Raw genomic sequence first — 21,667 nt, 5'->3', positions numbered from 1 at the left:
TCAAGGTCGATACACCCGGTGTGCTCGACACATTCGCTCGATGACAGGCCGCAAAGGCAGATAGTTGACGGCTATCGTGCTTATTGCCCGCACCCCCCTGCCCTGCGTGTTTGAACACACCCGGTTACAGATGACCTGACCCTTGATCCTGTTCGCTCACTGCGGCGTTTTGTCCATGGGTAATTTTGCCCTTACGCGGGGCATGGAAAGGCCGCAGAATCAGCGTCTGAAAGCATTGGCGCAGGTCATGGCGCGTTGCAATGACCCCCCGCTTTCTACATACTTGCGGCCGATTTTCACTCCTAATAAAACACCCAAACCGTGGAACCTTAGAATGAGCACAGCAATCAGTCCGACTGCTTATAACTATAAGGTAGTCCGCCAGTTCGCCATCATGACGGTGGTCTGGGGGATCCTTGGCATGGGGCTCGGTGTCTTCATCGCCTCGCAACTGGTCTGGCCGGAGTTGAACTTCGGTCTGGCATGGACGAGCTTTGGACGCCTGCGCCCGTTGCACACCAACCTGGTGATTTTCGCCTTCGGTGGTTGTGCACTGTTTGCCACTTCTTATTACGTCGTGCAGCGAACCTGCCAAACGCGACTGATTTCCGACAGCCTGGCGGCCTTCCACTTCTGGGGATGGCAAGCGGTGATCATCGGCGCAATCGTTACCCTGCCGATGGGTCTGACCACCACCAAGGAATACGCCGAGCTGGAATGGCCACTGGCTATTCTGCTGGCCATTGTGTGGATCGTTTACGCGCTGGTGTTCTTCGGTACCATCGTCAAGCGCAAGACCAGGCACATTTATGTCGGTAACTGGTTCTACGGTGCTTTCATTGTCGTGACGGCGATGCTGCACATCGTCAACCACGCCTCGCTGCCGGTCAGCCTGTTCAAATCCTACTCCGCTTATTCCGGCGCGACGGATGCGATGATCCAGTGGTGGTACGGTCACAACGCAGTGGGTTTCTTCCTGACCACCGGCTTCCTGGGGATGATGTACTACTTCGTTCCCAAGCAGGCCGAGCGTCCGATCTACTCCTATCGTCTGTCGATCGTGCACTTCTGGGCGCTGATCACCCTGTACATCTGGGCCGGTCCGCACCATTTGCACTACACCGCACTACCGGACTGGGCGCAGTCGCTGGGCATGGCGATGTCGATCATCCTCCTGGCCCCCAGCTGGGGCGGCATGATCAACGGCATGATGACTCTGTCGGGGGCCTGGCATAAATTGCGCACCGACCCGATCCTGCGCTTCCTGGTGGTGTCGCTGGCGTTCTACGGCATGTCGACCTTCGAAGGCCCGATGATGGCCATCAAGACCGTCAACTCGCTCTCGCACTACACCGACTGGACCATCGGCCACGTACACGCCGGCGCTCTGGGCTGGGTAGCGATGATCTCGATCGGCGCGATCTATCACATGATCCCGAAACTGTTCGGTCGTGCGCAGATGCACAGCATCGCCCTGATCAACGCGCACTTCTGGCTCGCGACCATCGGTACCGTTCTTTACATCGCCTCGATGTGGGTCAACGGCATTACCCAGGGTCTGATGTGGCGTGCAATCAACGATGACGGCACCCTCACCTACTCGTTCGTCGAAGCGCTGCAGGCCAGTCATCCTGGTTTCATCGTCCGCGCCCTGGGCGGTGCGTTCTTCGCCAGCGGCATGCTGTTCATGGCGTACAACGTATGGCGTACCGTACGTGCCTCGAACCCGGCTGAAGCCGAAGCAGCTGAACAGATTGCTGTAGTTGGAGCTCACTGATGAAGCATGAAGCAGTCGAGAAGAATATTGGCCTGCTGGCCTTCTTCATGGTTATCGCCGTCAGCATCGGCGGCCTGACGCAAATCGTTCCACTGTTTTTCCAGGACGTCACCAACAAGCCGGTCGAAGGCATGAAACCGCGCACCGCGCTTGAACTGGAAGGGCGCGACGTCTACATGGCCAACGGTTGTGTCGGCTGCCACTCGCAGATGATCCGTCCGTTCCGTGCTGAAACCGAACGTTATGGCCACTACTCGGTTGCCGGTGAAAGCGTCTGGGACCACCCGTTTCTGTGGGGTTCCAAGCGTACCGGTCCGGACCTGGCCCGCGTCGGCGGTCGTTACTCCGATGACTGGCAGCGTGCGCACTTGTACAACCCGCGCAACGTAGTGCCAGAGTCGAAAATGCCGGCCTACCCGTTCCTCGTGGAAAACAAGCTCGACGGCAAAGACACCGCGAAGAAAATGGAAGTCTTGCGCACGCTCGGCGTTCCTTACACCGACGAAGACATCGCCGGTGCCAGGGATGCCGTGAAGGGCAAAACCGAAATGGACGCGCTGGTGGCCTATCTGCAAGGCCTGGGCACCATCATCAAAAGCAAACGGTGATTTAGATGGATATCGGGATGATTCGTGGCCTGGGCACCGTTGTTGTGATGGTGGCCTTCATCGGACTGGCGCTGTGGGTGTTCAGTCCCAAGCGCAAGTCGGAGTTTGAAGACGCGACCTTGCTGCCTTTCGCGGATGATCCCGAAGCCATCAAGCACGTCGAGCAAGCTTCTAGGAGTAACAAAGAATGACTACGTTCTGGAGTCTGTACGTCACAGTCCTCAGTCTGGGCACCATCTTCGCCCTGACCTGGCTGCTGCTGTCCACCCGCAAGGGTCAGCGCGCCGAGCAGACAGAAGAAACGGTCGGCCACTCCTTCGACGGGATCGAGGAGTACGACAACCCATTGCCAAAATGGTGGTTCATGCTGTTTGTCGGCACCATCATTTTCGCGCTGGGTTACCTGGTGCTGTACCCGGGTTTGGGCAACTGGAAAGGCCTGTTGCCCGGCTACGACTACCTGGATAACGAAAAGCAAATCGCGTTCGCCAACGGCCAGAGCGGCTGGACCGGCGTTCACGAGTGGGAAAAGGAAATGGCCAGGTCCGAGGCCCGTTTCGGCCCGATCTTCGCCAAGTTCGCATCCATGCCGATCGAAGAAGTGGCCAAGGACCCGCAAGCCCTGAAGATGGGTGGCCGTCTGTTTGCGTCCAACTGCTCGGTCTGTCACGGCTCCGACGCCAAAGGCGCCTATGGCTTTCCAAACCTGACCGACGCCGACTGGCGCTGGGGCGGCGAGGCAGAAACCATCAAGACCAGCATCATGGGCGGTCGTCACGCCGTGATGCCGGCCTGGGCCGAAGTGATCGGCGAGCAAGGCGTGGCTGACGTTGCTGCATTTGTCGTGACCAACCTGGATGGCCGCAAGCTGCCGGAAAGCGCCAAGGCTGACCCGGCCAACGGCCAGAAATTGTTCGCGGCCAACTGCGTGGCTTGCCACGGTCCGGCTGGCAAAGGCACACCGGCAATGGGCGCACCCGACCTGACGCATCCGGGCGCGTTCATCTACGGCTCAAGCTTTGCGCAACTGCAGCAGACCATTCGTTACGGCCGGCAGGGCCAGATGCCTGCGCAGGAACAGTTGCAAGGCAACGACAAGGTTCACCTGCTGGCTGCTTACGTCTACAGCCTCTCCCATGGCGAGAAAGCTCCGGCGGAAGACAAACAGTAAGCCTGAAATCTGACGCGACAAAAAAGGCCCCGCCCATGTGAATGGACGGGGCCTTTTGCATTTGCCGTGGCCAGATGGCGACGGGAGGCGGTGCGTTTTCGTGTTGCAGGGTTGTGGGATGCCGTCCGAGGTAGTAACGTTTCTACAACCAGCGTTCAGACAGGACGACGATGATGTCGATCACTACTATTTCCAGCCGCGAATTCAATCAGGACACAAGCAGTGCCAAAAAAGCCGCGCGCCAAGGGCCTGTCATCATCACCGACCGTGGCAAGCCGGCTCATGTACTGCTAAGCATTGAGGACTATCAAAAACTGACTGGCGTGAACGCAAGCATTGTCGATTTGCTGATGATGCCTGAAGCGCGAGACATCGAGTTCGAAACCGAGCGCGCCGTCATTACTCACCGCCCCGTGGACTTGTCTTGATGTATTTACTGGATACCAACGTAATTTCCGAACTGCGCAAACCCCATGCTGATCCAAATGTCGTGTCTTGGGCGAAGAGTGTCATCGCGGCGAAAATGTTCATGTCGGCAATTACCTTGAAGGAACTGGAAACCGGTGTGCTGCGCATGGAGCGACGAGACGCCGCACAGGGAAAGATATTGCGTAATTGGCTCAAGCGACATGTCATGCCGGCGTTCGATGCCCGGATCCTTCCAATCGATGCCGCAGTAGCCATTCGCTGTGCGGGTCTACATGTGCCGGACCGCGCCAACGAGAGCGATGCACTGATCGCCGCAACTGCACTGGTGCACGGGCTGACCGTAGTCACCCGTAACATCAGTGATTTTCAATCCAGCGGCGTCGCACTGCTAAACCCGTGGATTGAATAAGCGTCCGCCCCTCGAAACAGCCCATAATTGCTCTGTCAATTGATTCAAGTCATTACACCATCAGTTGAATTATCCCAACGCGACTAAAGGTCGCACCCTTGAGCCAGAGCGACAGGCGTATCATTGCGCCACTGCAACACCCTTTTTGACCGCGGCCGGCATGTACTGACCGCGGCAATTTTCCACTGCCGTGGGATGCAACTGATGAGCAACCAGATTCCGGTACACGACGTCACTCCGCCAGCCAAAGACGCGAGCAAAACGGTCGATCTCTACGCCTCACGGGAAAAAATCTACACCCGCGCCTTCACCGGCCTGTTCCGCAATTTGCGCATGATCGGCGGTGCCGGTCTGTTTCTGCTGTATTTCGGGACGGTCTGGTTGAAATGGGGTGGTCATCAAGCGGTGTGGTGGAACCTGCCGGAACGTAAATTCTTTATTTTCGGCGCGACCTTCTGGCCGCAGGATTTCATCCTGCTCTCGGGCATTCTCATCGTCAGCGCCTTCGGCCTGTTCTTTATCACTGTGTATGCCGGCCGCGTCTGGTGCGGTTACACCTGTCCGCAAAGCGTCTGGACGTGGATCTTCATGTGGTGCGAGAAGGTCACCGAAGGCGACCGCAACCAACGCATCAAGCTCGACAAGGCGCCGATGAGCGCTAACAAGTTCCTGCGCAAATTCAGCAAACACACGTTGTGGCTGCTGATCGGTTTCGCCACCGGCATGACCTTCGTCGGTTATTTCTCGCCCATTCGCGAGTTGACCATCGACTTCTTCACCGGTCAGGCCGATGGCTGGTCGTATTTCTGGGTCGGTTTCTTCACCCTCGCCACGTACGGCAATGCCGGCTGGCTGCGTGAGCAAGTGTGCATTTACATGTGCCCTTATGCGCGCTTTCAGAGCGTGATGTTCGACAAGGACACCCTGATCGTTTCCTACGACCCGCGCCGCGGCGAATCCCGTGGCCCGCGCAAGAAAGGGGTCGACTACAAGGCCATGGGGCTGGGCGATTGCATCGATTGCACGATGTGCGTTCAAGTCTGCCCGACCGGCATCGACATCCGCGATGGCCTGCAAGTCGAGTGCATTGGCTGTGCCGCCTGTATCGATGCGTGTGACAGCATCATGGACAAGATGGACTACCCGCGCGGCCTGATCAGCTACACCACCGAGCACAACCTGTCCGGACAAAAAACCAATAAACTGCGGCCGCGCCTGATCGGTTACGCCGTGGTTTTGCTGACGATGATGGCACTGCTTGCTGGCGCTTTTTTCATGCGTTCGCTGGTGGGCTTCGACGTCAGCAAGGACCGCGTGCTGTATCGCGAAAACGCCGAAGGCCGGATCGAAAACGTCTACAGCCTGAAGGTCATGAACAAAGACCAGCGCGATCACACTTACGTGCTGGAAGCGGTCGGCCTGCCGGATCTCAAGCTGCAGGGCAAACGCGAAATCAAGGTCGCCGCCGGGGAAATCTTCAGTCAGCCGGTTGAGCTTTCCATGGCGCCGGAGAAACTGCCATCGAGCACCAACGAGGTGAAATTCATCCTCAAGGACGCCGACGACGCCGGTATCCACGTTGAAGCAAAGAGCCGGTTCATCGGCCCACAAATTCGTTGAGAGAAGTGATCATGCCTGCACCAAACGCCGCTAGCCCGTGGTACAAGCACCTTTGGCCATGGATCATCATCGCCATCCTGGCGTGCTCGGTCACGCTGACCCTGTCGATGGTGACCATCGCGGTAAAGAACCCGGACAACCTGGTCAACGACAATTATTACGAGGCCGGCAAAGGCATCAACCGCTCCCTTGACCGTGAGCTGCTGGCGCAAACGCTGCAGCTGCGCGCCAACGTGCATCTGGACGGCGAGACCGGTGAAGTCGAGGTTCGTCTGAATGGCAAGAGCCAACCGGCCAGCCTGGAGCTGAACCTGATCTCGCCGACGCAGCCGGAAAAAGATCGCAAGATCAGCCTGGTGCAGAGCGGCTCCGAACCGGGTCGCTACATCGGTCAAGTGAACGACAAGGTTGAGGGCCGGCGCTTTGTCGAGTTGCTGGGCGTGCAGGACGACAAGACGTGGCGCATGTTCGAGGAAGAACAGGTCAGCCACGACAAGGACCTGCTACTCGGTGACGAACCGCTGCAAGGCGCCGAAGACCTGAAAAACTGAAGTCGCAATATGGCAAGGGGATTTATCCCCGTTCGGCTGCGAAGCGGTCGTGGAGCTTTTTGTCTAGATATGACAGGAAGAATGCAGGGGGCCGCTTCGCAGCCCAGCGGGGATAAATCCCCTCGCCACAGTACCTGGCCCGCCTTTAACACTTTGTTTTTATGGCCAATTAGATGACCACGCCAACCCCCTGCTACCACTGCGCCCTGCCCGTCCCGGCCGGCAGCCGTTTTACCGCCGGTGTTCTCGGGGAAATCCGCGCGTTCTGCTGTCCGGGTTGTCAGGCGGTGGCCGAAGCGATTGTCGCCGGGGGCCTGGAAAATTATTACCGACATCGCAGTGAAGCCTCGGCCAACCCCGAAGGTTTGCCAGTGCAACTGGTCGATGAGCTGGCCCTGTACGATCGCGCCGACGTGCAAGAACCCTTTGTCCGCCACGACGGCGACCTCGCCGACACCACCCTGTTGATGGAAGGCATCAGTTGCGCCGCGTGCGGCTGGCTGATTGAAAAACACTTGCGCGGCTTGCCCGCCGTCGCCGAAGCGCGTCTGAATCTGTCCAACCACCGCCTGCATGTACGCTGGGCCGATGCGCAATTGCCGCTGAGCCAGGTGCTGAGCGAACTGCGCCAGATCGGCTACGCCGCCCATCCTTATCAAGCCGACCGCGCCAGCGAACAACTGGCCAGCGAGAATCGTCTGGCGCTGCGCCAACTCGGCGTCGCCGGGCTGCTGTGGTTCCAGGCCATGATGGCGACGATGGCCACCTGGCCGGAATTCAACATCGACCTCAGTCCTGAACTGCATACCATTTTGCGCTGGGTCGCACTGTTCCTGACGACACCGATTGTGTTCTATAGCTGCGCGCCCTTCTTCAAAGGCGCCATGCGTGATCTGCGCACCCGCCATCTGACCATGGACGTTTCGGTGTCGCTGGCGATCGGCAGCGCTTACATCGCCGGGATCTGGACCTCGATCACCGGCGCAGGTGAACTGTATTTCGATGCGGTCGGCATGTTCGCGCTTTTTCTGCTGGCCGGCCGTTACCTTGAGCGCCGTGCCCGCCAACGCACCGCTGCCGCCACCGCGCAACTGGTCAATCTGCTGCCGGCCTCGTGCCTGCGTCTGAGCGCTGATGGCCAGAGCGAACGCATCCTGCTCAGCGAACTGCGCGAGGGTGATCACGTGCTGGTGCATCCCGGCGCGGTACTGCCGGCTGATGGAAAGATTCTTGAGGGGCAGTCGAGCGTCGATGAATCCCTGCTGACCGGCGAATACCTGCCGCAAACACGCACGCCGGGCGATGCTGTCACCGCTGGCACGTTGAATGTGGAAGGCGTGCTGACGGTCGAAGTGCTCGCGCTCGGGCATGACACGCGGCTGTCCGCGATCGTCCGCCTGCTCGACCGCGCCCAGGCCGAAAAGCCAAGACTGGCGGAAGTTGCCGACCGCGCCGCGCAGTGGTTTTTGCTGCTGTCGCTGATCGCCGCTGCCATTATCGGGCTGGTCTGGTGGGAGCTGGATTCCTCCCGCGCGTTCTGGATTGTCCTCGCCATGCTGGTCGCGACCTGCCCGTGCGCGTTGTCCCTCGCAACGCCGACCGCGCTCACCGCGGCCACCGGCACGCTGCATAAACTCGGCTTGCTGCTGACCCGCGGCCATGTCCTGGAGGGCCTGAACCAGATCGACACGGTGATTTTCGACAAGACCGGGACGCTGACTGAAGGTCGTCTGGTGTTGCGTGCGATCCGCCCGCTCGGCGCACTCGACAGCGATCAATGCCTGAGCCTGGCCGCGGCCCTCGAAAATCGTTCCGAACACCCGATCGCCCGTGCATTCGGGCGTGCGCCGCAGGCCGCTAAAGACGTTCAAAGTCGACCCGGACTGGGCCTCGAAGGCTGGGTGGGCGAGCAACGTTTGCGGATTGGCCAACCCGTTTTTGTCTGTGAACTGAGTGGTGCGGTCGTTCCGTCGATGCCCGATGAACCCGGGCAATGGCTGCTGCTCGGCGACGCTGATGGACCGCTGGCCTGGTTGGTGCTGGACGATCGGTTGCGCGACGACGCTCCTGCGCTGCTCGCTGCATGCCGGGCTCGCGGCTGGCGCACGTTGTTGCTGTCGGGTGACAGCTCGCCGATGGTTGCCAGCGTTGCGGCGCAACTGGGCATTGATGAGGCCCGGGGCGGATTGCGTCCGGACGATAAACTGCAGGTGCTGCAGCAGTTGCACCGGGAAGGTCGCAAGGTGTTGATGCTGGGCGACGGGGTCAATGACGTGCCGGTGCTGGCCGCCGCCGACATCAGCGTCGCCATGGGCTCAGCGACTGATCTGGCCAAGACCAGCGCCGATGCGGTGCTGCTGTCCAATCGGCTCGATGCACTGATCCAGGCCTTCAGCCTGGCTCGACGGACCCGCCGGGTGATCATCGAGAATTTGCTCTGGGCCGGGTTGTACAATGGTCTCATGTTGCCGTTTGCCGCCCTCGGCTGGATCACGCCGGTGTGGGCCGCAATCGGTATGTCCATCAGTTCGCTGACCGTGGTGCTCAACGCGTTGCGCCTGACTCGCCTGCCGAGCACGCACACCGCCAGCACCACGGCAGAAACCCGCCCGCTGCCGGCCTGAGCCGCGCGGGCATGGAGTTCACCCATGCCAGCTCTCTACGTGATGATCCCGGCCGCGCTGCTGATCGTCGGCATTGCGATCTACATTTTCTTCTGGGCAGTCGACAGCGGTCAGTACGATGACCTCGATGGCCCGGCGCACAGCATTCTGTTTGACGATCAGGACCCGAATCACCAGGCCGCCGTCGACGCCGCCAGCGCTGCGCCGCCGAAACCGGACGACAAGGCGCCACCGCATGCTTGAGTTGGCGCCACTGCTGGTGTCTGCGGTCATCCTCGGCCTGCTTGGTGGCGGCCATTGCCTGGGCATGTGCGGCGGGTTGATGGGCGCGCTGACTCTGGCGATTCCCAAGGAACAACGCAGCCGGCGTTTTCGTCTGCTGTTGGCCTACAACCTGGGGCGAATTCTCAGTTACGCCGCTGCAGGGTTATTGATCGGGCTGGCGGGATGGGCCGTGGCAAACAGTCCGGCAGCGATGCTCATGCGCATCCTTGCCGGTTTGCTGTTGATTGCCATGGGCCTGTATCTGTCGGGGTGGTGGAGTGGCTTGACCCGTATCGAAAGCCTCGGCCGCGGACTGTGGCGGCACATACAACCGGTTGCCAACAAACTGCTGCCGGTCTCGAGCCTGCCTCGCGCCTTGTTGCTGGGCGCGTTATGGGGCTGGCTACCTTGCGGGCTGGTTTACAGCACATTGTTGTGGGCAGCGAGCCAGGGCAATGCGTTCGACAGCGCACTGCTGATGCTCGCTTTCGGCCTCGGTACCTGGCCAGTCTTGCTCGCCACCGGCCTGGCCGCCGAGCGCGTCACGGCGCTGTTGCGCAAACGCAGCGCGCGCATCACCGGCGGCCTGCTGGTGATCCTGTTTGGTATCTGGACCTTGCCCGGCCCGCATCAGCATTGGCTGATGGGCCACTGACAACGCATCCCCTGTAGCAGCTGCCGAAGGCTGCGTCCGAGGACAAAGTCCTCGCCAACCAGGCCCATACAGTTCTCCCTGACATACCGAGGTGTCCGGGCTTGCGACGGCTTCGCCGCCGGACGCAGCCTTGGGCAGCGGCTACAGGTCGGCGGTCACTTGATGCAAATCAACACGTCTCAAGCGCCTGCCTCTTAGACTCGCTCACACTGCCAGTCTATCTCGGGGAACGCCCGCATGATGCTCGACGCCATTCGTTGGGACACTGATCTGATCCGCCGATACGACCTGGCGGGACCGCGCTACACCTCTTACCCGACCGCCATGCAGTTTGGCGCTCACGTCGGCACATTCGATTTTTTCCACGCACTGCGTGAAAGCCGCAAAGCCCGGCGGCCGCTCTCGCTGTACGTGCATGTGCCGTTCTGCGCGAACATTTGCTACTACTGCGCGTGTAACAAAGTCATCACCAAGGATCGCGGGCGCGCCCTTCCCTATCTGCAACGTATCGAGCAGGAAATCCAGCTGATTGCTTGCCATCTCGACCCGGTACAAAAGGTTGAGCAGTTGCACTTCGGCGGCGGTACACCGACCTTTCTCAGCCACGATGAACTGCGCCAGTTGATGGCCAGATTGCGCAAAAGCTTCAACCTGCTGGACGACGATTCCGGTGATTACGGTATCGAGATCGACCCTCGGGAGGCTGACTGGTCAACCATGGGCCTGCTGCGAGAACTGGGTTTCAATCGGGTCAGTATCGGTCTGCAGGACCTTGATCCAGCGGTGCAACGAGCGGTCAACCGCCTGCAAAGTCTCGAAGAAACCCGCGCGGTGATCGAGGCTGCACGGACCTTGCAGTTTCGCTCGATCAACCTCGATCTGATCTACGGCCTGCCGAAACAGACCCCGGACAACTTCGCCCGCACCGTCGCCGAAGTGATCCACCTGCAACCGGATCGGTTGTCAGTGTTCAATTACGCGCACCTGCCTGAACGCTTCATGCCGCAGCGGCGCATTCACAGCCACGAACTGCCGACACCGGCGGACGAACTGGAGATGCTCCAGCGCACCATCGAACAGCTGACTGCCGCCGGCTACCGCTACATCGGGATGGACCATTTCGCGCTGCCCGACGATGAGCTGGCAATTGCCCAGGAAGAATCGGCTCTGCAGCGCAATTTTCAGGGCTACACCACCCACGGTCACTGCGACCTGATCGGTCTGGGCGTTTCGGCGATCAGTCAGATCGGCGATCTGTACTGCCAGAACAGCAGTGACCTCAATCACTACCAGAACGCCCTGGCTTCGGCGCAACTGGCGACCCATCGCGGCCTGGTGTGCAACGCCGACGACCGTTTGCGACGCAAAGTGATTCAGCAACTGATGTGCACATTCAGGCTGGATTTTGCGGAGATTGAGCAGATGTTTAACATTGCTTTTCGCGACTATTTTGGCGCGCTGTGGCCGCAATTGCAGGGCATGGCCAAGGATGGCTTGATCGAGATCGATAACCAAAGACTCACCGTGCTGCCAGCGGGACGTTTATTGGTCCGCTCCGTCTGCATGGTGTTCGACGGGTATCTGCAGCAACAGAATCGCCAGCGGTTTTCCCGAGTGATCTGAACGCTTGCGGCAAATCCGCAAGCTGGCCTGAATGTCCTGTCGTGGGTTACCCTTACATCTTATGTGTGCTTTTCCCACAAGGATTGAAGAAATGTCTGAGCCAGTCAAACTGCGCGCTCACACCCAGGCCCATTGCAAGGATTGCAGCCTCGCCCCCCTGTGCCTGCCACTTTCACTGAATCTGGAGGACATGGATGCGCTGGACGAAATCGTCAAGCGTGGTCGCCCGCTGAAAAAAGGCGAATTCCTGTTCCGCCAGGGCGACGTTTTCGACGCTGTTTATGCCGTGCGCTCGGGCGCCTTGAAAACCTTCGGGCTGAGCGACGGTGGTGAAGAACAGCTCACCGGTTTTCATTTACCGAGTGAACTGGTCGGGCTGTCGGGGATGGACACTGAAAAGCATCCGGTTTCGGCACAAGCGCTGGAAACCACCTCGGTGTGTGAAATCCCCTTCGAACGCCTCGACGAACTGGCCTTGCAGTTGCCGCAACTGCGCCGGCAATTGATGCGGGTGATGAGCCGGGAAATTCGTGACGATCAGCAAATGATGCTGCTGTTGTCGAAAAAAACCGCGGACGAGCGCATTGCCACGTTTCTGGTCAATCTGTCAGCACGCTTCCGCGCTCGTGGATTCTCCGCCAACCAGTTTCGTTTGAGCATGTCGCGCAATGAAATCGGCAATTATTTGGGCCTGGCGGTGGAAACCGTGTCCCGGGTGTTCACGCGATTCCAGCAGAACGAGTTGATTGCGGCCGAAGGCAAGGAAATCCACATCCTCGACCCGATCCAGCTGTGTGCGCTGGCTGGCGGTTCCATCGAAGGCTGATGCGACGGACGATGGCTGAGCGAAACGGTTCAGCCACCGTTATACTGCGTCGTTTGTAGCCTGCCAGGACACCTCGACGATGGTCTTCGACTCCTTCGACATCAAATCCCTGATCCGCCCTGTAATCGACTTCCCGAAACCGGGCGTGATCTTTCGCGACATTACCCCGCTGTTCCAGTCGCCTACGGCCTTGCGTCTGGTAATGGACAGTTTCGCTCACCGTTATGTCGAGGCCGATTTCACCCACATCGGCGCCATGGACGCCCGTGGCTTTCTGATCGGTTCGGTGTTGGCCTATCAGTTGAACAAGCCGCTGGTGCTGTTCCGCAAGCAAGGCAAGCTGCCGGCCGATGTGTTGGCCGAAGGTTATGCGACGGAGTACGGCGAAGCGTTTCTCGAAGTGCATGCCGACAGCCTGTGCGAGGGTGATTCGGTCGTGATGTTCGATGACCTGATCGCCACCGGCGGCACCCTGATTGCGGCAGCGAACCTGATTCGACGCATGGGCGCGCAGGTGCATGAGGCGGCGGCGATCATTGATCTGCCAGAGCTGGGTGGTTCGCAGCGCCTGCAGGACATGGGGATCCCGACGTTTTGCCTGACGCAGTTTGCGTTGACAGATAAGTAACGCCGCGCCTTCAGAGGCCTCTTCGGCGGAATCCCGGAGCAGAATCCGGTTATTCAGGTAAAGCCAAGCTGGTTTGCCAGCGATGGCGTCCGTACTGACGCTATAGGGCAATCGGCTTGCGCCCCGCAAACGAATGCGCCAGCGTTCCGCCATCGACCAGCTCCAGCTCGCCACCCAGCGGCACGCCATGGGCGATGCGTGAGGCAATCAGGCCTTTGTTGTTCAACAACTGGGCGATGTAGTGCGCCGTGGCTTCGCCTTCGACCGTCGGGTTGGTGGCGAGGATTACCTCGGTGAACGTGCCCGCCTGCTGAATCCGCTCGAGCAGCTGCGGGATACCAATGGCTTCAGGCCCCAGCCCGTCCAGCGGCGACAAATGCCCCTTCAAGACGAAATAGCGACCGCGGAAACCGGTCTGCTCGACCGCATAAACATCCATCGGCCCTTCCACCACACACAGCAAGGTGTCGTCGCGGCGGGTATCAGCGCATTGCGGGCACAGATCGTCTTCAGTCAGTGTGCGGCACAAACGGCAGTGGCCCACCCCTTCCATGGCCTGACTCAACGCCGACGCCAGGCGCGAGCCACCGCTGCGATCGCGTTCGAGCAGCTGCAATGCCATGCGCTGGGCAGTTTTCTGACCCACGCCCGGCAGAATTCGCAGGGCATCGATCAGTTGGCGAATCAAAGGGCTGAAGCTCATGAGGAAACATCCGACAACATAACGAGACGCGGTTTATACCCGCGCCTCCGTTGAGCGTCAAATCGCGGCGGCAATTACTCAGTCCTGAGCAACACGCACGACCAGTTTGCCAAAGTTGCGGCCTTCCAGCAGACCGATGAAGGCCTCGGGCGCGTTCTCCAGGCCATCGACCACGTCTTCACGGAACTTGACCTTGCCATCGCGCACCCACGGCGCCATTGCGCTGACAAATTCCGGCTGCCGATCTCCGTAGTCGTCGAATACGATGAAGCCCTGAATGCGCACTCGCTTCGTCAGCAGCGTGCGCTGCAACAGCGGCAGACGATCCGGCCCACTCGGTGCTTCATGGGCATTGTAGGAAGCGATCAAGCCACACAGAGGAACGCGCGCCCTGGCGTTAAGCAGCGGCACTACGGCGTCGAAGACTTTGCCGCCGACGTTCTCGTAGTAGATGTCGATGCCCTCGGGGCACGCCTGGGCCAGCTCTTCGGCGAAGTTGTCGCTCTTGTGGTCGACGCAGGCATCGAAACCCAGCTCTTGCACTACATAGCGGCATTTTTCTGCACCGCCGGCGACGCCAACGACCCGTAGCCCTTTGATCTTCGCCACTTGGCCGACTACCGAGCCAACGGCGCCAGACGCGGCGGCCACCACCAGGGTTTCACCTTCTTTGGGCTGACCAATGTCCATCAGGCCCATGTACGCGGTCATCCCGGGCATGCCTAATACGCCCAACGCCATCGAAGGGCTCGGCAGACCTGACGGCACCGGCATGATGTCGCGACCATCGCTGATGCTGTGGCTCTGCCATCCCGTCGCGCCCACAACCAGATCACCTTCATGGAATTTCGGATGCCGTGAGCGCTCGACGCGACTGACAGCGCCTCCGGTCATCACTTCGCCGATTTCGACCGGCGCGGCGTAGGACGGAGCGTCACTCATACGCCCGCGCATGTAGGGGTCCAGCGACAGGTAAAGGGTTTTGAGCAGCACCTGACCCTCGGCCAGATCAGGCAGAGCCTCCCTTTCCAGGCGGAAGTTTTCCGGCGTCGGCGCTCCTGTCGGGCGGGACGCCAAAACGAATCGTTGGTTGAGGGTCAATGCGTCTGACATGTGAGCTTCTCCTGTGATCGGTGAAATTGGCGATATAGGAGCAGACATTTGAAGGGGGGCGGCGTTCGATGTTTTTGCCCGAAGACCCAGTGGTGTTCTTCGCGGGCAAGCCTTGCTCCCCCCGGAAAGCTGACACCTGATAGAGCTGGCCTGCCTGTAAAAACGGCTGCACACATAAAATGTTGCCAAGAGCCACAAAAAAAAAGATGCCAGGCGTAATGCCTGGCAGTTTTTGTAACTCGTTCAACCGGCGCTGCGAATCAGAACGGGAGTTTCATCCCCGGAGGCAGTTGCATGCCAGCAGTCATGCCGGACATTTTGTCCTGGCTGTTGGCTTCAATCTTGCGCACGGCGTCGTTGACGGCGGCGGCAAACACGGCTTCCAGCATTTCGCGATCGTCCTCGCTCAGACCTTCAACCATGCTTGGGTCGATGCTCACGCGCTTGACGTCGTGACGACCGGTCATCACCACAGTGACCATATCGCCGCCGGCTTTACCGGTGACTTCGGCGTTGGCCAGTTCTTCCTGCATCTTGGCCATTTTTTCCTGCATCTGCTGCGCCTGCTTCATCAGGCCGGCCATGCCACCTTTCATCATGGTAATCACCTCAAAGTACTTGGAATAAAACAGCGCCCGGCCCTGCGGCCACACGCCTTCAGTTATTAGCCCTGACTCGCCAGGGCTTCGACAGGTTCAATAGTATCGTTACGGATGACCGCACCGAACTGTTGCATCATTTGCTGGATGAACGGATCACCGTGAATCGAGGCTTCGGCTTCGCGCTGGCGGTCAACACGCCGGCGAGACGCCGCCTGAGCGGGTGTTTCCTGCTCCGGTTTGATCAACTCCATACTCAGCGTGAGCGTGCGCCCGTGATATTGGTTCAACGCGTCATTGAGACGCCGTTGCTGGGTCGCGTTAAACAACGCGCTGTGCGCAGGGTCCAGGTGCAACAACCAATTGTCGCCATCTACGGCGATCAGCGTGCAGTTGGCGGCGATGCTGCCGGTCATGCCGGAAACCGGCAGTTTCGGAAACAATTCAAGCCATTGCAGCGCCAGACCGGTCGCCGGCATTGCAGCCGGTTCAGGCTCGGGCTCCGGCGCTGGTTCGGCAGCGTGTTCGCTGGCCAGCTCATCGAGGTAGCTGTAGGACGAATCCATATCCGGCTCGATGTAATCCTCGTCGAGCGGCGGCTCGTCATCGAGGTCGATGCCGGGCGTGGCTGCATCGACGTCGGCTACAGAGGGTTCCGGAATTGGCGCTGCGGCCCATTCGGGGGCATTGGGGACGACGCTGTCCGGGGTCGGCAACGGCATCGGTGGCAGCTCGGGCTGCTCGGCGGCCGTTTCCAGCATTGGTTCGACTGCGGCCTGCTGTACCACCTCGGGTTCGACCGGGTCATTCCACGGCAGGTCGACAACCGCTTCGATGGCGACAGGCTCTGCCACCGGCTCTGGCTCGACGACCGGGGCGACGGTTTCAGAAACGGGCGGCGGATTCTTCGCAACCGGTACAACCGCCAAAGGAGCCACCGGCGCAACGACAGGCGCGGCAGCCACTGAGTGTGCGGAATCAACTGTGGCCTGGCTGATCCCCACTGGCTTTAGCGGTTGCCTGGGGGTGTCCGCCGTGTCCGCCGGGCGGAACGCGAGCATCCGCAGCAGGACCATCTCGAAACCACCCCGGGGGTCCGGCGCCAGCGGCAAATCACGGCGCCCAATCAAGCCCATCTGGTAATAAAACTGCACATCTTCGGCCGGCAACGCCTGGGCCAGCGCCAGCACCCTGTCACGGTCGCCGTGACCGTTGTCGACGCCTTCAGGCAAGGCCTGGGCGATGGCGACACGGTGCAGCACATTGAGGATTTCCGAGAGCACGCCGTTCCAGTCCGGACCTTGTTCTGCCAGATGGCGGACGGCCTCGAGCAGGGCCTTGGCGTCGCCATCGATCAGCGAGTGCAGTACATCATAGACCTGACCGTGATCGAGGGTGCCGAGCATCGCTCGCACATCGGCGGCCATGACCTTGCCTTCACCGAAAGCGATCGCCTGATCGGTCAGGCTCATGGCGTCGCGCATCGAACCGTCGGCGGCACGCCCCAGCAGCCACAGTGCGTCGTCCTCAAACGGCACGTTTTCCACACCGAGGACGTGAGTCAAATGCTCGACCACCCGCTCCGGCGTCATGTTTTTGAGGGAAAACTGCAGGCACCGCGAAAGTATGGTCGCAGGAAGTTTCTGCGGATCGGTGGTCGCCAGGATGAATTTGACGTAGGGCGGCGGTTCCTCAAGCGTTTTGAGCAGCGCGTTGAAGGAGTGGCTGGACAACATGTGCACTTCGTCGATCAGGTAGACCTTGAAGCGCCCGCGGCTTGGGGCGTATTGCACGTTGTCGAGCAGCTCGCGGGTGTCCTCGACCTTGGTCCGGCTTGCGGCGTCGATCTCGATCAGGTCGACAAAGCGTCCTTCATCGATTTCCCGGCACACCGAGCATTCGCCGCAGGGTGTAGAAGTGATGCCGGTTTCACAGTTCAGGCATTTGGCGATAATGCGCGCGATGGTGGTTTTGCCGACACCGCGGGTGCCGGTGAACAGGTAGGCGTGATGCAGCCGCTGGCTGTCCAAGGCATTGATCAGAGCCTTGAGCACATGGGTCTGGCCGACCATTTCGCGGAACGAGCGCGGGCGCCATTTACGTGCAAGAACCTGATAACTCATCGAAAACCGTCGCCACTGGAAAGCAGAAGCGGCTAATGCTAGCGGAGCAAGGGCAAAATTGCATCCGGCGCGCTCGCCTAATCTGCCGAAGATGCAATCTGCGGGCGCTTAGGGGCCGATTTTCATTTGTATAGGAGTGTTTATGCGGCCTCCCCAAACACCTCCGGTTTACCGGTCATCAAAACGCAGACGAAAAAAAATCCGCCCTGGACAGAATCCAATGGCAGAACATTAAAATCAAAATGGGCAGCTAACGCGAAAGACATTCACGTTGCGTTATGGAGGCAACCCCACCAGCCACACCCCGGCACACAATGTTCCCGCTGTGGCTGCTTCCTTCCGGATCTGACCAGGTTCACGGGTAATCGTTGCGGGGGGACCGATGGGGTCACCATAACGACGCTCACCTGACGGCGAGCCGCGCCATTGTACCTGTCTGAGACGAAGTTACAACCGTTCGCGCAGATTAAAAAATATGAATACGTTCAAGGACATGCACATTTTCCAAAACCCGGACCTTGTAGCAGCTGTCGAGCCTGCGAGGCGGCGTCCGGCTGCGCAGCAGTCGTTAAAACGGCGGCTGCGGTTTGTCGCCAAACCGCGAACTCAGGGTTTACGGCTGCTTCGCAGCCAGACGCAGCCTTCAGGAGCTGCTACAGGTTGGGGGTGGTTTGTGGAAGGTTACAGGTCCTGCAGCACCTCATCCGCCTTTCCGCCCTCTTGCTGGATTACCAGGTGGATAAAGTGCAGCTTGGCAATGACGGCAGGCGGCAGAACGAACGGATAAAAATCCGGTTGACCCATGCTGCGCGACAATTCGTTCAGCATGCCGGCCAGTTCGATCCATGCGTTGACGAACGAGAGAAACGCCGCACCGCCGGGATGCTCCGGGTTGTAAAGCGCGCTGGGTGGAAATGGCTGATAGTCGAGATCCATCTCCCGCGCACTCATGCCAAACCCTAGCGCCGTGTCCACCGCGTCCATCATGTGCAAATAGTGAGCCCAGGTTTCCGCCCAGTCTTCCCATGGGTGCATCGTTGCATACTCGCTGACGCAGCGTGTCTGCCAGTCGAGCGGTGCACCTTGTTGATAATGCCGCTCCAGCGCGTCGGCATAGCTGGCACGCTCGTCACCGAACAACGCGCGGAACGAGCCCAGCCATTGGCTGTCGGCGATCAGCCGATCCCAGTAATAATGACCGACCTCATGCCGAAAATGCCCAAGCAATGTGCGATAGGGTTCATGCATCTGCACCCGCACCTGTTCGCGATGGGCATCGTCAGCCTCCTTGATGTCGAGGGTGATCAGGCCGTTGGCATGGCCGGTGGTGGGTGGTTTGCCCTCCAGATCGACGCCAATGAAATCGAACGCGAGTCCGGCCTCATCGTCCACGGTTTTGGGAATCACCTGCAATCCGAGGCTGATCAGCTGTGCGACCAGACGCCGCTTGGCCGTTTCGACCTTGCGCCAACGCTCGTGGTTTTCGGTGATCGACAGGTCAGGAATGGTGTGATTGAGGCTGCAGGCAATGCAGAGCACTGAGTGATCGCTGGCCGGCAGCAACCAGTTGCAGGCCGCCGGGGAATCAAGATTGGCGCAGCGACGCAAGACCCCGGCTTCAGGCTCGGCATCGAGCAGCCAGGTATCCGGCTGAGGACCGGGCTGCAGCGACGACAGGCGATGATGCTGCGGTTGATAACCCAACATCGCCAAACAGGCCAGGCACTGAGTGTTGGGAAAGAACAGCGACTGCCCGCAGCGGCATTGCCAGACCTTGCTGTTGCGCGAACGCTCGCCAAGCAACGGCGCGGCAATGCGTGAGCTGAGCTGTTCGAAAAAGCGGTACATGGCGATCTCTCCCTGGGGCGTGCGAAGACTAGATCATTGCCCTGTGGGAATCGTTCCCGTTTATTGCGCAACGGCTGATATCGCTTTCGCGGGCAAACTCGTACGTTTGATCGCATTCCCGCAGAAGAAACACGGGTGTCCAGGTTTTGGGGCGCACTTCAGCCCAGTGTGGGAGCAAGGCTTGCCCACACATGAAAACACCATGCACCGCTATTTCTTCGAACCTCCCGGCAATACCGCACTGAGCACCTGCTTGGCCGTCTGCACGATCACGCCGGCCTGATCCGGATCGCCCCGAAGCAGGGTCGTGGCGAATTTCTTCGCCTGTTCCAGCTTGATATGCGGCGGCAACGGCGGCACGTTGGGGTCAGTCTTGAATTCGATCACCACCGGCACGTCCGAGGCCAATGCCTGTTCCCAGGCGGCGGCGACGTCCTCTTCGCGATCGACGAAAATGCCTTTCAAGCCGATGGAAATCGCAAACAGGTGATAAGGCACGTCAGGAATGTTCTGCGACGCTTCGAATTTCGGGTCGCCCTCCATCACCCGCTGCTCCCAGGTGACCTGGTTGAGGTCCTCATTGTTGAATACCGCACAGATCCACTTGGGGCTTTGCCACTGGCGCCAGTACTTGGCGACGGTGATCAACTCGGCCATGTTGCTCATCTGCATCGCCCCATCGCCGACCAGTGCGATCACCGGCCGTTGCGGGTAGGCGAATTTGGCTGCAATCGCGTAGGGCACCGCGGCACCCATCGAGGCCAGCCCGCCTGACAGTGAACACATCATGCCGCGACGGATTTTCAGGTCACGCGCAAACCAGTTGGCGCACGAGCCGGAATCGCAGGTGATGATGGCCGCGTCGGGCAAGCGTGGCGACAATTCGTGGACCACCCGCTGCGGGTTGACCGGGTCAGCCTTGACCAGCGCGCGTTTCTCCAGGGTTTTGTCCCAGCTCGCGTGCCAGCCTTCGACTTTCTTGCGCCATTTGCGCTGGGACTTGTGCTGCAGCAAAGGCAAAAGCGCCGCGAGAGTTTCGGCGGAATCACCGACCAGGTTGACCTCCATCGGGTAGCGCAGGCTGAGCATGTCCGGCTGCAAATCAATCTGCACGCCGCGTGCATGGCCTTCCTTGGGCAAGAATTCGGAATACGGGAATCCCGAACCGATCATCAGCAGCGTGTCGCATTCCATCATCAGTTTGTAGCTGGGCTCGGTGCCTAACAGGCCGATGCTGCCGGTGACCCAAGGCAGATCGTCCGGCAATACCGCCTTGCCGAGCAGCGCTTTGGCCACGCCGGCGCCAAGTTTCTCCGCCACTGCGATGACTTGCTCAGTTGCCTGCAGCGCACCGGCGCCCACCAGAATCGCGACTTTCTCACCGGCGTTGAGCACATCGGCGGCGCGCTGCAAATCCGCGTCATACGGCACCACTTTTGGTTTGCTGTAACCGACGCCGGAATGCACGGTACCGTGCGCCCTCTCCGGCTCCTTGTACTCGGCATCCTGCAGGTCATTCGGCAGGATCAACGCAGTAACGCGACGTTCGCCCACGGCCGTGCGCACCGCCCTGTCGACCAGATGCCGGACCTGGGACGGTTCCGAAGCCTGCTGCACGAATGCGCCGGCGACGTCCTTGAACATCGAGAGCAGATCCAGTTCCTGCTGATAGTGACCGCCGAGCGCCGCGCGTGCCTGTTGCCCGACAATCGCCAGCACCGGCATGTGGTCCATCCGCGCATCGTAGAGCCCGGTGATCAGGTGCGAAGCGCCGGGGCCGGACGTGGCAATGCAAACGCCCAGCTCGCCGGTAAACTTGGCGTGCGCCGATGCCATGAACGCGGCCATTTCTTCATGCCGCGCCTGGACAAATTCGATCTTGCCCTGAGCCCTGCTCAGCGCTCCGAATACGCCATTGATGCCGTCGCCCGGATAACCAAAAATCCGCGTGACGCCCCATTGGCTGAGTCGCTCAACCAGAAAATCGCCTACTGTCGTTGTCATGTCGATCCTCGCCTTGGTGCCTCAGAGGTGTAAGGTCTGGACAGCCCGGCGGGCTGCGAAGTTTCGACGGATTGGCCGGACGTGCTCAGTGG

General features: G+C 59.9%; 20 protein-coding genes and 1 other RNA gene. 14 read left to right on the top strand and 7 right to left on the bottom strand.

Going from position 1 to position 21,667, the window contains the following annotated elements; all coding sequences use genetic code 11:
• Window positions 1-334: 334 nt before the first annotated feature.
• The 14 genes from ccoN (at window position 335) to ACYZT1_RS10245 (ending at window position 13,185) form a co-directional block, all read left to right on the top strand.
• Window positions 335-1,777, top strand: a complete 1,443-nt coding sequence (ccoN, locus tag ACYZT1_RS10310) for a cytochrome-c oxidase, cbb3-type subunit I (protein WP_462018832.1) — start codon at window positions 335-337, stop codon at window positions 1,775-1,777.
• Window positions 1,777-2,385 carry a cytochrome-c oxidase, cbb3-type subunit II gene (gene ccoO, locus ACYZT1_RS10305; protein WP_028621424.1) on the top strand — a complete coding sequence of 203 codons (609 nt, stop codon included), beginning with the start codon at window positions 1,777-1,779 and terminating at the stop codon, window positions 2,383-2,385. The genes ccoN and ccoO overlap by 1 nt, the downstream gene beginning before the upstream one ends.
• 5 nt (window positions 2,386-2,390) lie before the next feature.
• Complete coding sequence (locus ACYZT1_RS10300) at window positions 2,391-2,576, top strand: CcoQ/FixQ family Cbb3-type cytochrome c oxidase assembly chaperone (protein ID WP_003175465.1); 186 nt, start codon at window positions 2,391-2,393, stop codon at window positions 2,574-2,576.
• Window positions 2,573-3,556 (top strand): cytochrome-c oxidase, cbb3-type subunit III, encoded by a 984-nt coding sequence (ccoP, locus tag ACYZT1_RS10295; RefSeq protein ID WP_462018831.1) that lies wholly within the window; start codon window positions 2,573-2,575, stop codon window positions 3,554-3,556. The genes ACYZT1_RS10300 and ccoP overlap by 4 nt, the downstream gene beginning before the upstream one ends.
• A 173-nt stretch (window positions 3,557-3,729) precedes the next feature.
• The gene (locus ACYZT1_RS10290; RefSeq protein ID WP_462018830.1) at window positions 3,730-3,984 is read left to right on the top strand and encodes a type II toxin-antitoxin system Phd/YefM family antitoxin; all 255 of its coding nucleotides are present in this window, start codon (window positions 3,730-3,732) and stop codon (window positions 3,982-3,984) included.
• Complete coding sequence (locus tag ACYZT1_RS10285) at window positions 3,984-4,394, top strand: PIN domain-containing protein (RefSeq protein WP_462018829.1); 411 nt, start codon at window positions 3,984-3,986, stop codon at window positions 4,392-4,394. Before ACYZT1_RS10290 ends, ACYZT1_RS10285 begins: the two co-directional genes overlap by 1 nt.
• A gap of 204 nt (window positions 4,395-4,598) precedes the next feature.
• Window positions 4,599-6,014, top strand: a complete 1,416-nt coding sequence (ccoG, locus tag ACYZT1_RS10280) for a cytochrome c oxidase accessory protein CcoG (protein WP_462018828.1) — start codon at window positions 4,599-4,601, stop codon at window positions 6,012-6,014.
• A gap of 11 nt (window positions 6,015-6,025) precedes the next feature.
• A complete protein-coding gene (locus ACYZT1_RS10275) occupies window positions 6,026-6,565 on the top strand; it encodes a FixH family protein (protein WP_462018827.1) in 540 nt (179 codons plus the stop codon).
• 173 nt (window positions 6,566-6,738) lie between these two features.
• Window positions 6,739-9,189 (top strand): heavy metal translocating P-type ATPase, encoded by a 2,451-nt coding sequence (locus tag ACYZT1_RS10270; protein ID WP_462018826.1) that lies wholly within the window; start codon window positions 6,739-6,741, stop codon window positions 9,187-9,189.
• A gap of 24 nt (window positions 9,190-9,213) precedes the next feature.
• Window positions 9,214-9,432 (top strand): cbb3-type cytochrome oxidase assembly protein CcoS, encoded by a 219-nt coding sequence (gene ccoS / locus ACYZT1_RS10265; RefSeq protein WP_462018825.1) that lies wholly within the window; start codon window positions 9,214-9,216, stop codon window positions 9,430-9,432.
• Entirely contained in the window at window positions 9,425-10,108 is a 684-nt protein-coding gene (locus ACYZT1_RS10260) for a sulfite exporter TauE/SafE family protein (RefSeq protein WP_462018824.1), read from the top strand. Before ccoS ends, ACYZT1_RS10260 begins: the two co-directional genes overlap by 8 nt.
• A 240-nt stretch (window positions 10,109-10,348) precedes the next feature.
• On the top strand, window positions 10,349-11,731 hold the full coding sequence (gene hemN / locus ACYZT1_RS10255; RefSeq protein WP_462019222.1) for an oxygen-independent coproporphyrinogen III oxidase: 1,383 nt from the start codon (window positions 10,349-10,351) through the stop codon (window positions 11,729-11,731).
• Between the two features lie 91 nt (window positions 11,732-11,822).
• Entirely contained in the window at window positions 11,823-12,557 is a 735-nt protein-coding gene (gene fnr / locus ACYZT1_RS10250) for a fumarate/nitrate reduction transcriptional regulator Fnr (RefSeq protein ID WP_462018823.1), read from the top strand.
• Between the two features lie 79 nt (window positions 12,558-12,636).
• Window positions 12,637-13,185, top strand: a complete 549-nt coding sequence (locus ACYZT1_RS10245; protein WP_462018822.1) for an adenine phosphoribosyltransferase — start codon at window positions 12,637-12,639, stop codon at window positions 13,183-13,185.
• Between the two features lie 100 nt (window positions 13,186-13,285).
• Here the strand turns inward: ACYZT1_RS10245 and recR are convergent, their stop codons facing one another.
• From recR to ACYZT1_RS10210, 7 genes are all read right to left on the bottom strand, one after another.
• Window positions 13,286-13,888: a recombination mediator RecR gene (recR, locus tag ACYZT1_RS10240; RefSeq protein WP_462018821.1), complete on the bottom strand. Its 603-nt coding sequence runs from the start codon at window positions 13,886-13,888 to the stop codon at window positions 13,286-13,288.
• A 78-nt stretch (window positions 13,889-13,966) separates the two neighbouring features.
• The gene (locus tag ACYZT1_RS10235) at window positions 13,967-15,001 is read right to left on the bottom strand and encodes an NADP-dependent oxidoreductase (RefSeq protein ID WP_462018820.1); all 1,035 of its coding nucleotides are present in this window, start codon (window positions 14,999-15,001) and stop codon (window positions 13,967-13,969) included.
• 260 nt (window positions 15,002-15,261) lie between these two features.
• Window positions 15,262-15,600 carry a YbaB/EbfC family nucleoid-associated protein gene (locus ACYZT1_RS10230; RefSeq protein WP_028621409.1) on the bottom strand — a complete coding sequence of 113 codons (339 nt, stop codon included), beginning with the start codon at window positions 15,598-15,600 and terminating at the stop codon, window positions 15,262-15,264.
• A 65-nt stretch (window positions 15,601-15,665) separates the two neighbouring features.
• Window positions 15,666-17,723: a DNA polymerase III subunit gamma/tau gene (dnaX, locus tag ACYZT1_RS10225; RefSeq protein WP_462018819.1), complete on the bottom strand. Its 2,058-nt coding sequence runs from the start codon at window positions 17,721-17,723 to the stop codon at window positions 15,666-15,668.
• A 288-nt stretch (window positions 17,724-18,011) separates the two neighbouring features.
• Window positions 18,012-18,108: signal recognition particle sRNA small type (gene ffs, locus ACYZT1_RS10220), an RNA gene on the bottom strand.
• Window positions 18,109-18,404: 296 nt separating this feature from the next.
• The gene (locus tag ACYZT1_RS10215; RefSeq protein WP_462018818.1) at window positions 18,405-19,571 is read right to left on the bottom strand and encodes a zinc-binding metallopeptidase family protein; all 1,167 of its coding nucleotides are present in this window, start codon (window positions 19,569-19,571) and stop codon (window positions 18,405-18,407) included.
• Window positions 19,572-19,781: 210 nt separating this feature from the next.
• Window positions 19,782-21,575 carry a thiamine pyrophosphate-requiring protein gene (locus ACYZT1_RS10210; protein WP_462018817.1) on the bottom strand — a complete coding sequence of 598 codons (1,794 nt, stop codon included), beginning with the start codon at window positions 21,573-21,575 and terminating at the stop codon, window positions 19,782-19,784.
• Window positions 21,576-21,667: the final 92 nt, after the last annotated feature.

This window comes from Pseudomonas sp. PB3P13 (genome assembly GCF_054897735.1).
Note: the sequence above shows the minus strand (reverse complement) of the source record. Positions and strands in the feature narration are given on the sequence as shown.

Bases quoted from the DNA above. Each gene is read 5' to 3' on its own strand.
- ccoN (WP_462018832.1), top strand. From the start codon at position 335: ATGAGCACAGCAATCAGTCCGACTGCTTATAACTATAAGGTAGTCCGC.
- ccoO (WP_028621424.1), top strand. From the start codon at position 1,777: ATGAAGCATGAAGCAGTCGAGAAGAATATTGGCCTGCTGGCCTTCTTC.
- ACYZT1_RS10210 (WP_462018817.1), bottom strand. From the start codon at position 21,575: ATGACAACGACAGTAGGCGATTTTCTGGTTGAGCGACTCAGCCAATGG.
- ACYZT1_RS10215 (WP_462018818.1), bottom strand. From the start codon at position 19,571: ATGTACCGCTTTTTCGAACAGCTCAGCTCACGCATTGCCGCGCCGTTG.
- ccoG (WP_462018828.1), top strand. From the start codon at position 4,599: ATGAGCAACCAGATTCCGGTACACGACGTCACTCCGCCAGCCAAAGAC.
- hemN (WP_462019222.1), top strand. From the start codon at position 10,349: ATGCTCGACGCCATTCGTTGGGACACTGATCTGATCCGCCGATACGAC.
- ACYZT1_RS10300 (WP_003175465.1), top strand. From the start codon at position 2,391: ATGGATATCGGGATGATTCGTGGCCTGGGCACCGTTGTTGTGATGGTG.
- ACYZT1_RS10245 (WP_462018822.1), top strand. From the start codon at position 12,637: ATGGTCTTCGACTCCTTCGACATCAAATCCCTGATCCGCCCTGTAATC.
- ccoP (WP_462018831.1), top strand. From the start codon at position 2,573: ATGACTACGTTCTGGAGTCTGTACGTCACAGTCCTCAGTCTGGGCACC.
- fnr (WP_462018823.1), top strand. From the start codon at position 11,823: ATGTCTGAGCCAGTCAAACTGCGCGCTCACACCCAGGCCCATTGCAAG.
- recR (WP_462018821.1), bottom strand. From the start codon at position 13,888: ATGAGCTTCAGCCCTTTGATTCGCCAACTGATCGATGCCCTGCGAATT.
- ccoS (WP_462018825.1), top strand. From the start codon at position 9,214: ATGCCAGCTCTCTACGTGATGATCCCGGCCGCGCTGCTGATCGTCGGC.
- ACYZT1_RS10270 (WP_462018826.1), top strand. From the start codon at position 6,739: ATGACCACGCCAACCCCCTGCTACCACTGCGCCCTGCCCGTCCCGGCC.
- ACYZT1_RS10290 (WP_462018830.1), top strand. From the start codon at position 3,730: ATGTCGATCACTACTATTTCCAGCCGCGAATTCAATCAGGACACAAGC.
- ACYZT1_RS10275 (WP_462018827.1), top strand. From the start codon at position 6,026: ATGCCTGCACCAAACGCCGCTAGCCCGTGGTACAAGCACCTTTGGCCA.
- dnaX (WP_462018819.1), bottom strand. From the start codon at position 17,723: ATGAGTTATCAGGTTCTTGCACGTAAATGGCGCCCGCGCTCGTTCCGC.
- ACYZT1_RS10230 (WP_028621409.1), bottom strand. From the start codon at position 15,600: ATGATGAAAGGTGGCATGGCCGGCCTGATGAAGCAGGCGCAGCAGATG.
- ACYZT1_RS10285 (WP_462018829.1), top strand. From the start codon at position 3,984: ATGTATTTACTGGATACCAACGTAATTTCCGAACTGCGCAAACCCCAT.
- ACYZT1_RS10260 (WP_462018824.1), top strand. From the start codon at position 9,425: ATGCTTGAGTTGGCGCCACTGCTGGTGTCTGCGGTCATCCTCGGCCTG.
- ACYZT1_RS10235 (WP_462018820.1), bottom strand. From the start codon at position 15,001: ATGTCAGACGCATTGACCCTCAACCAACGATTCGTTTTGGCGTCCCGC.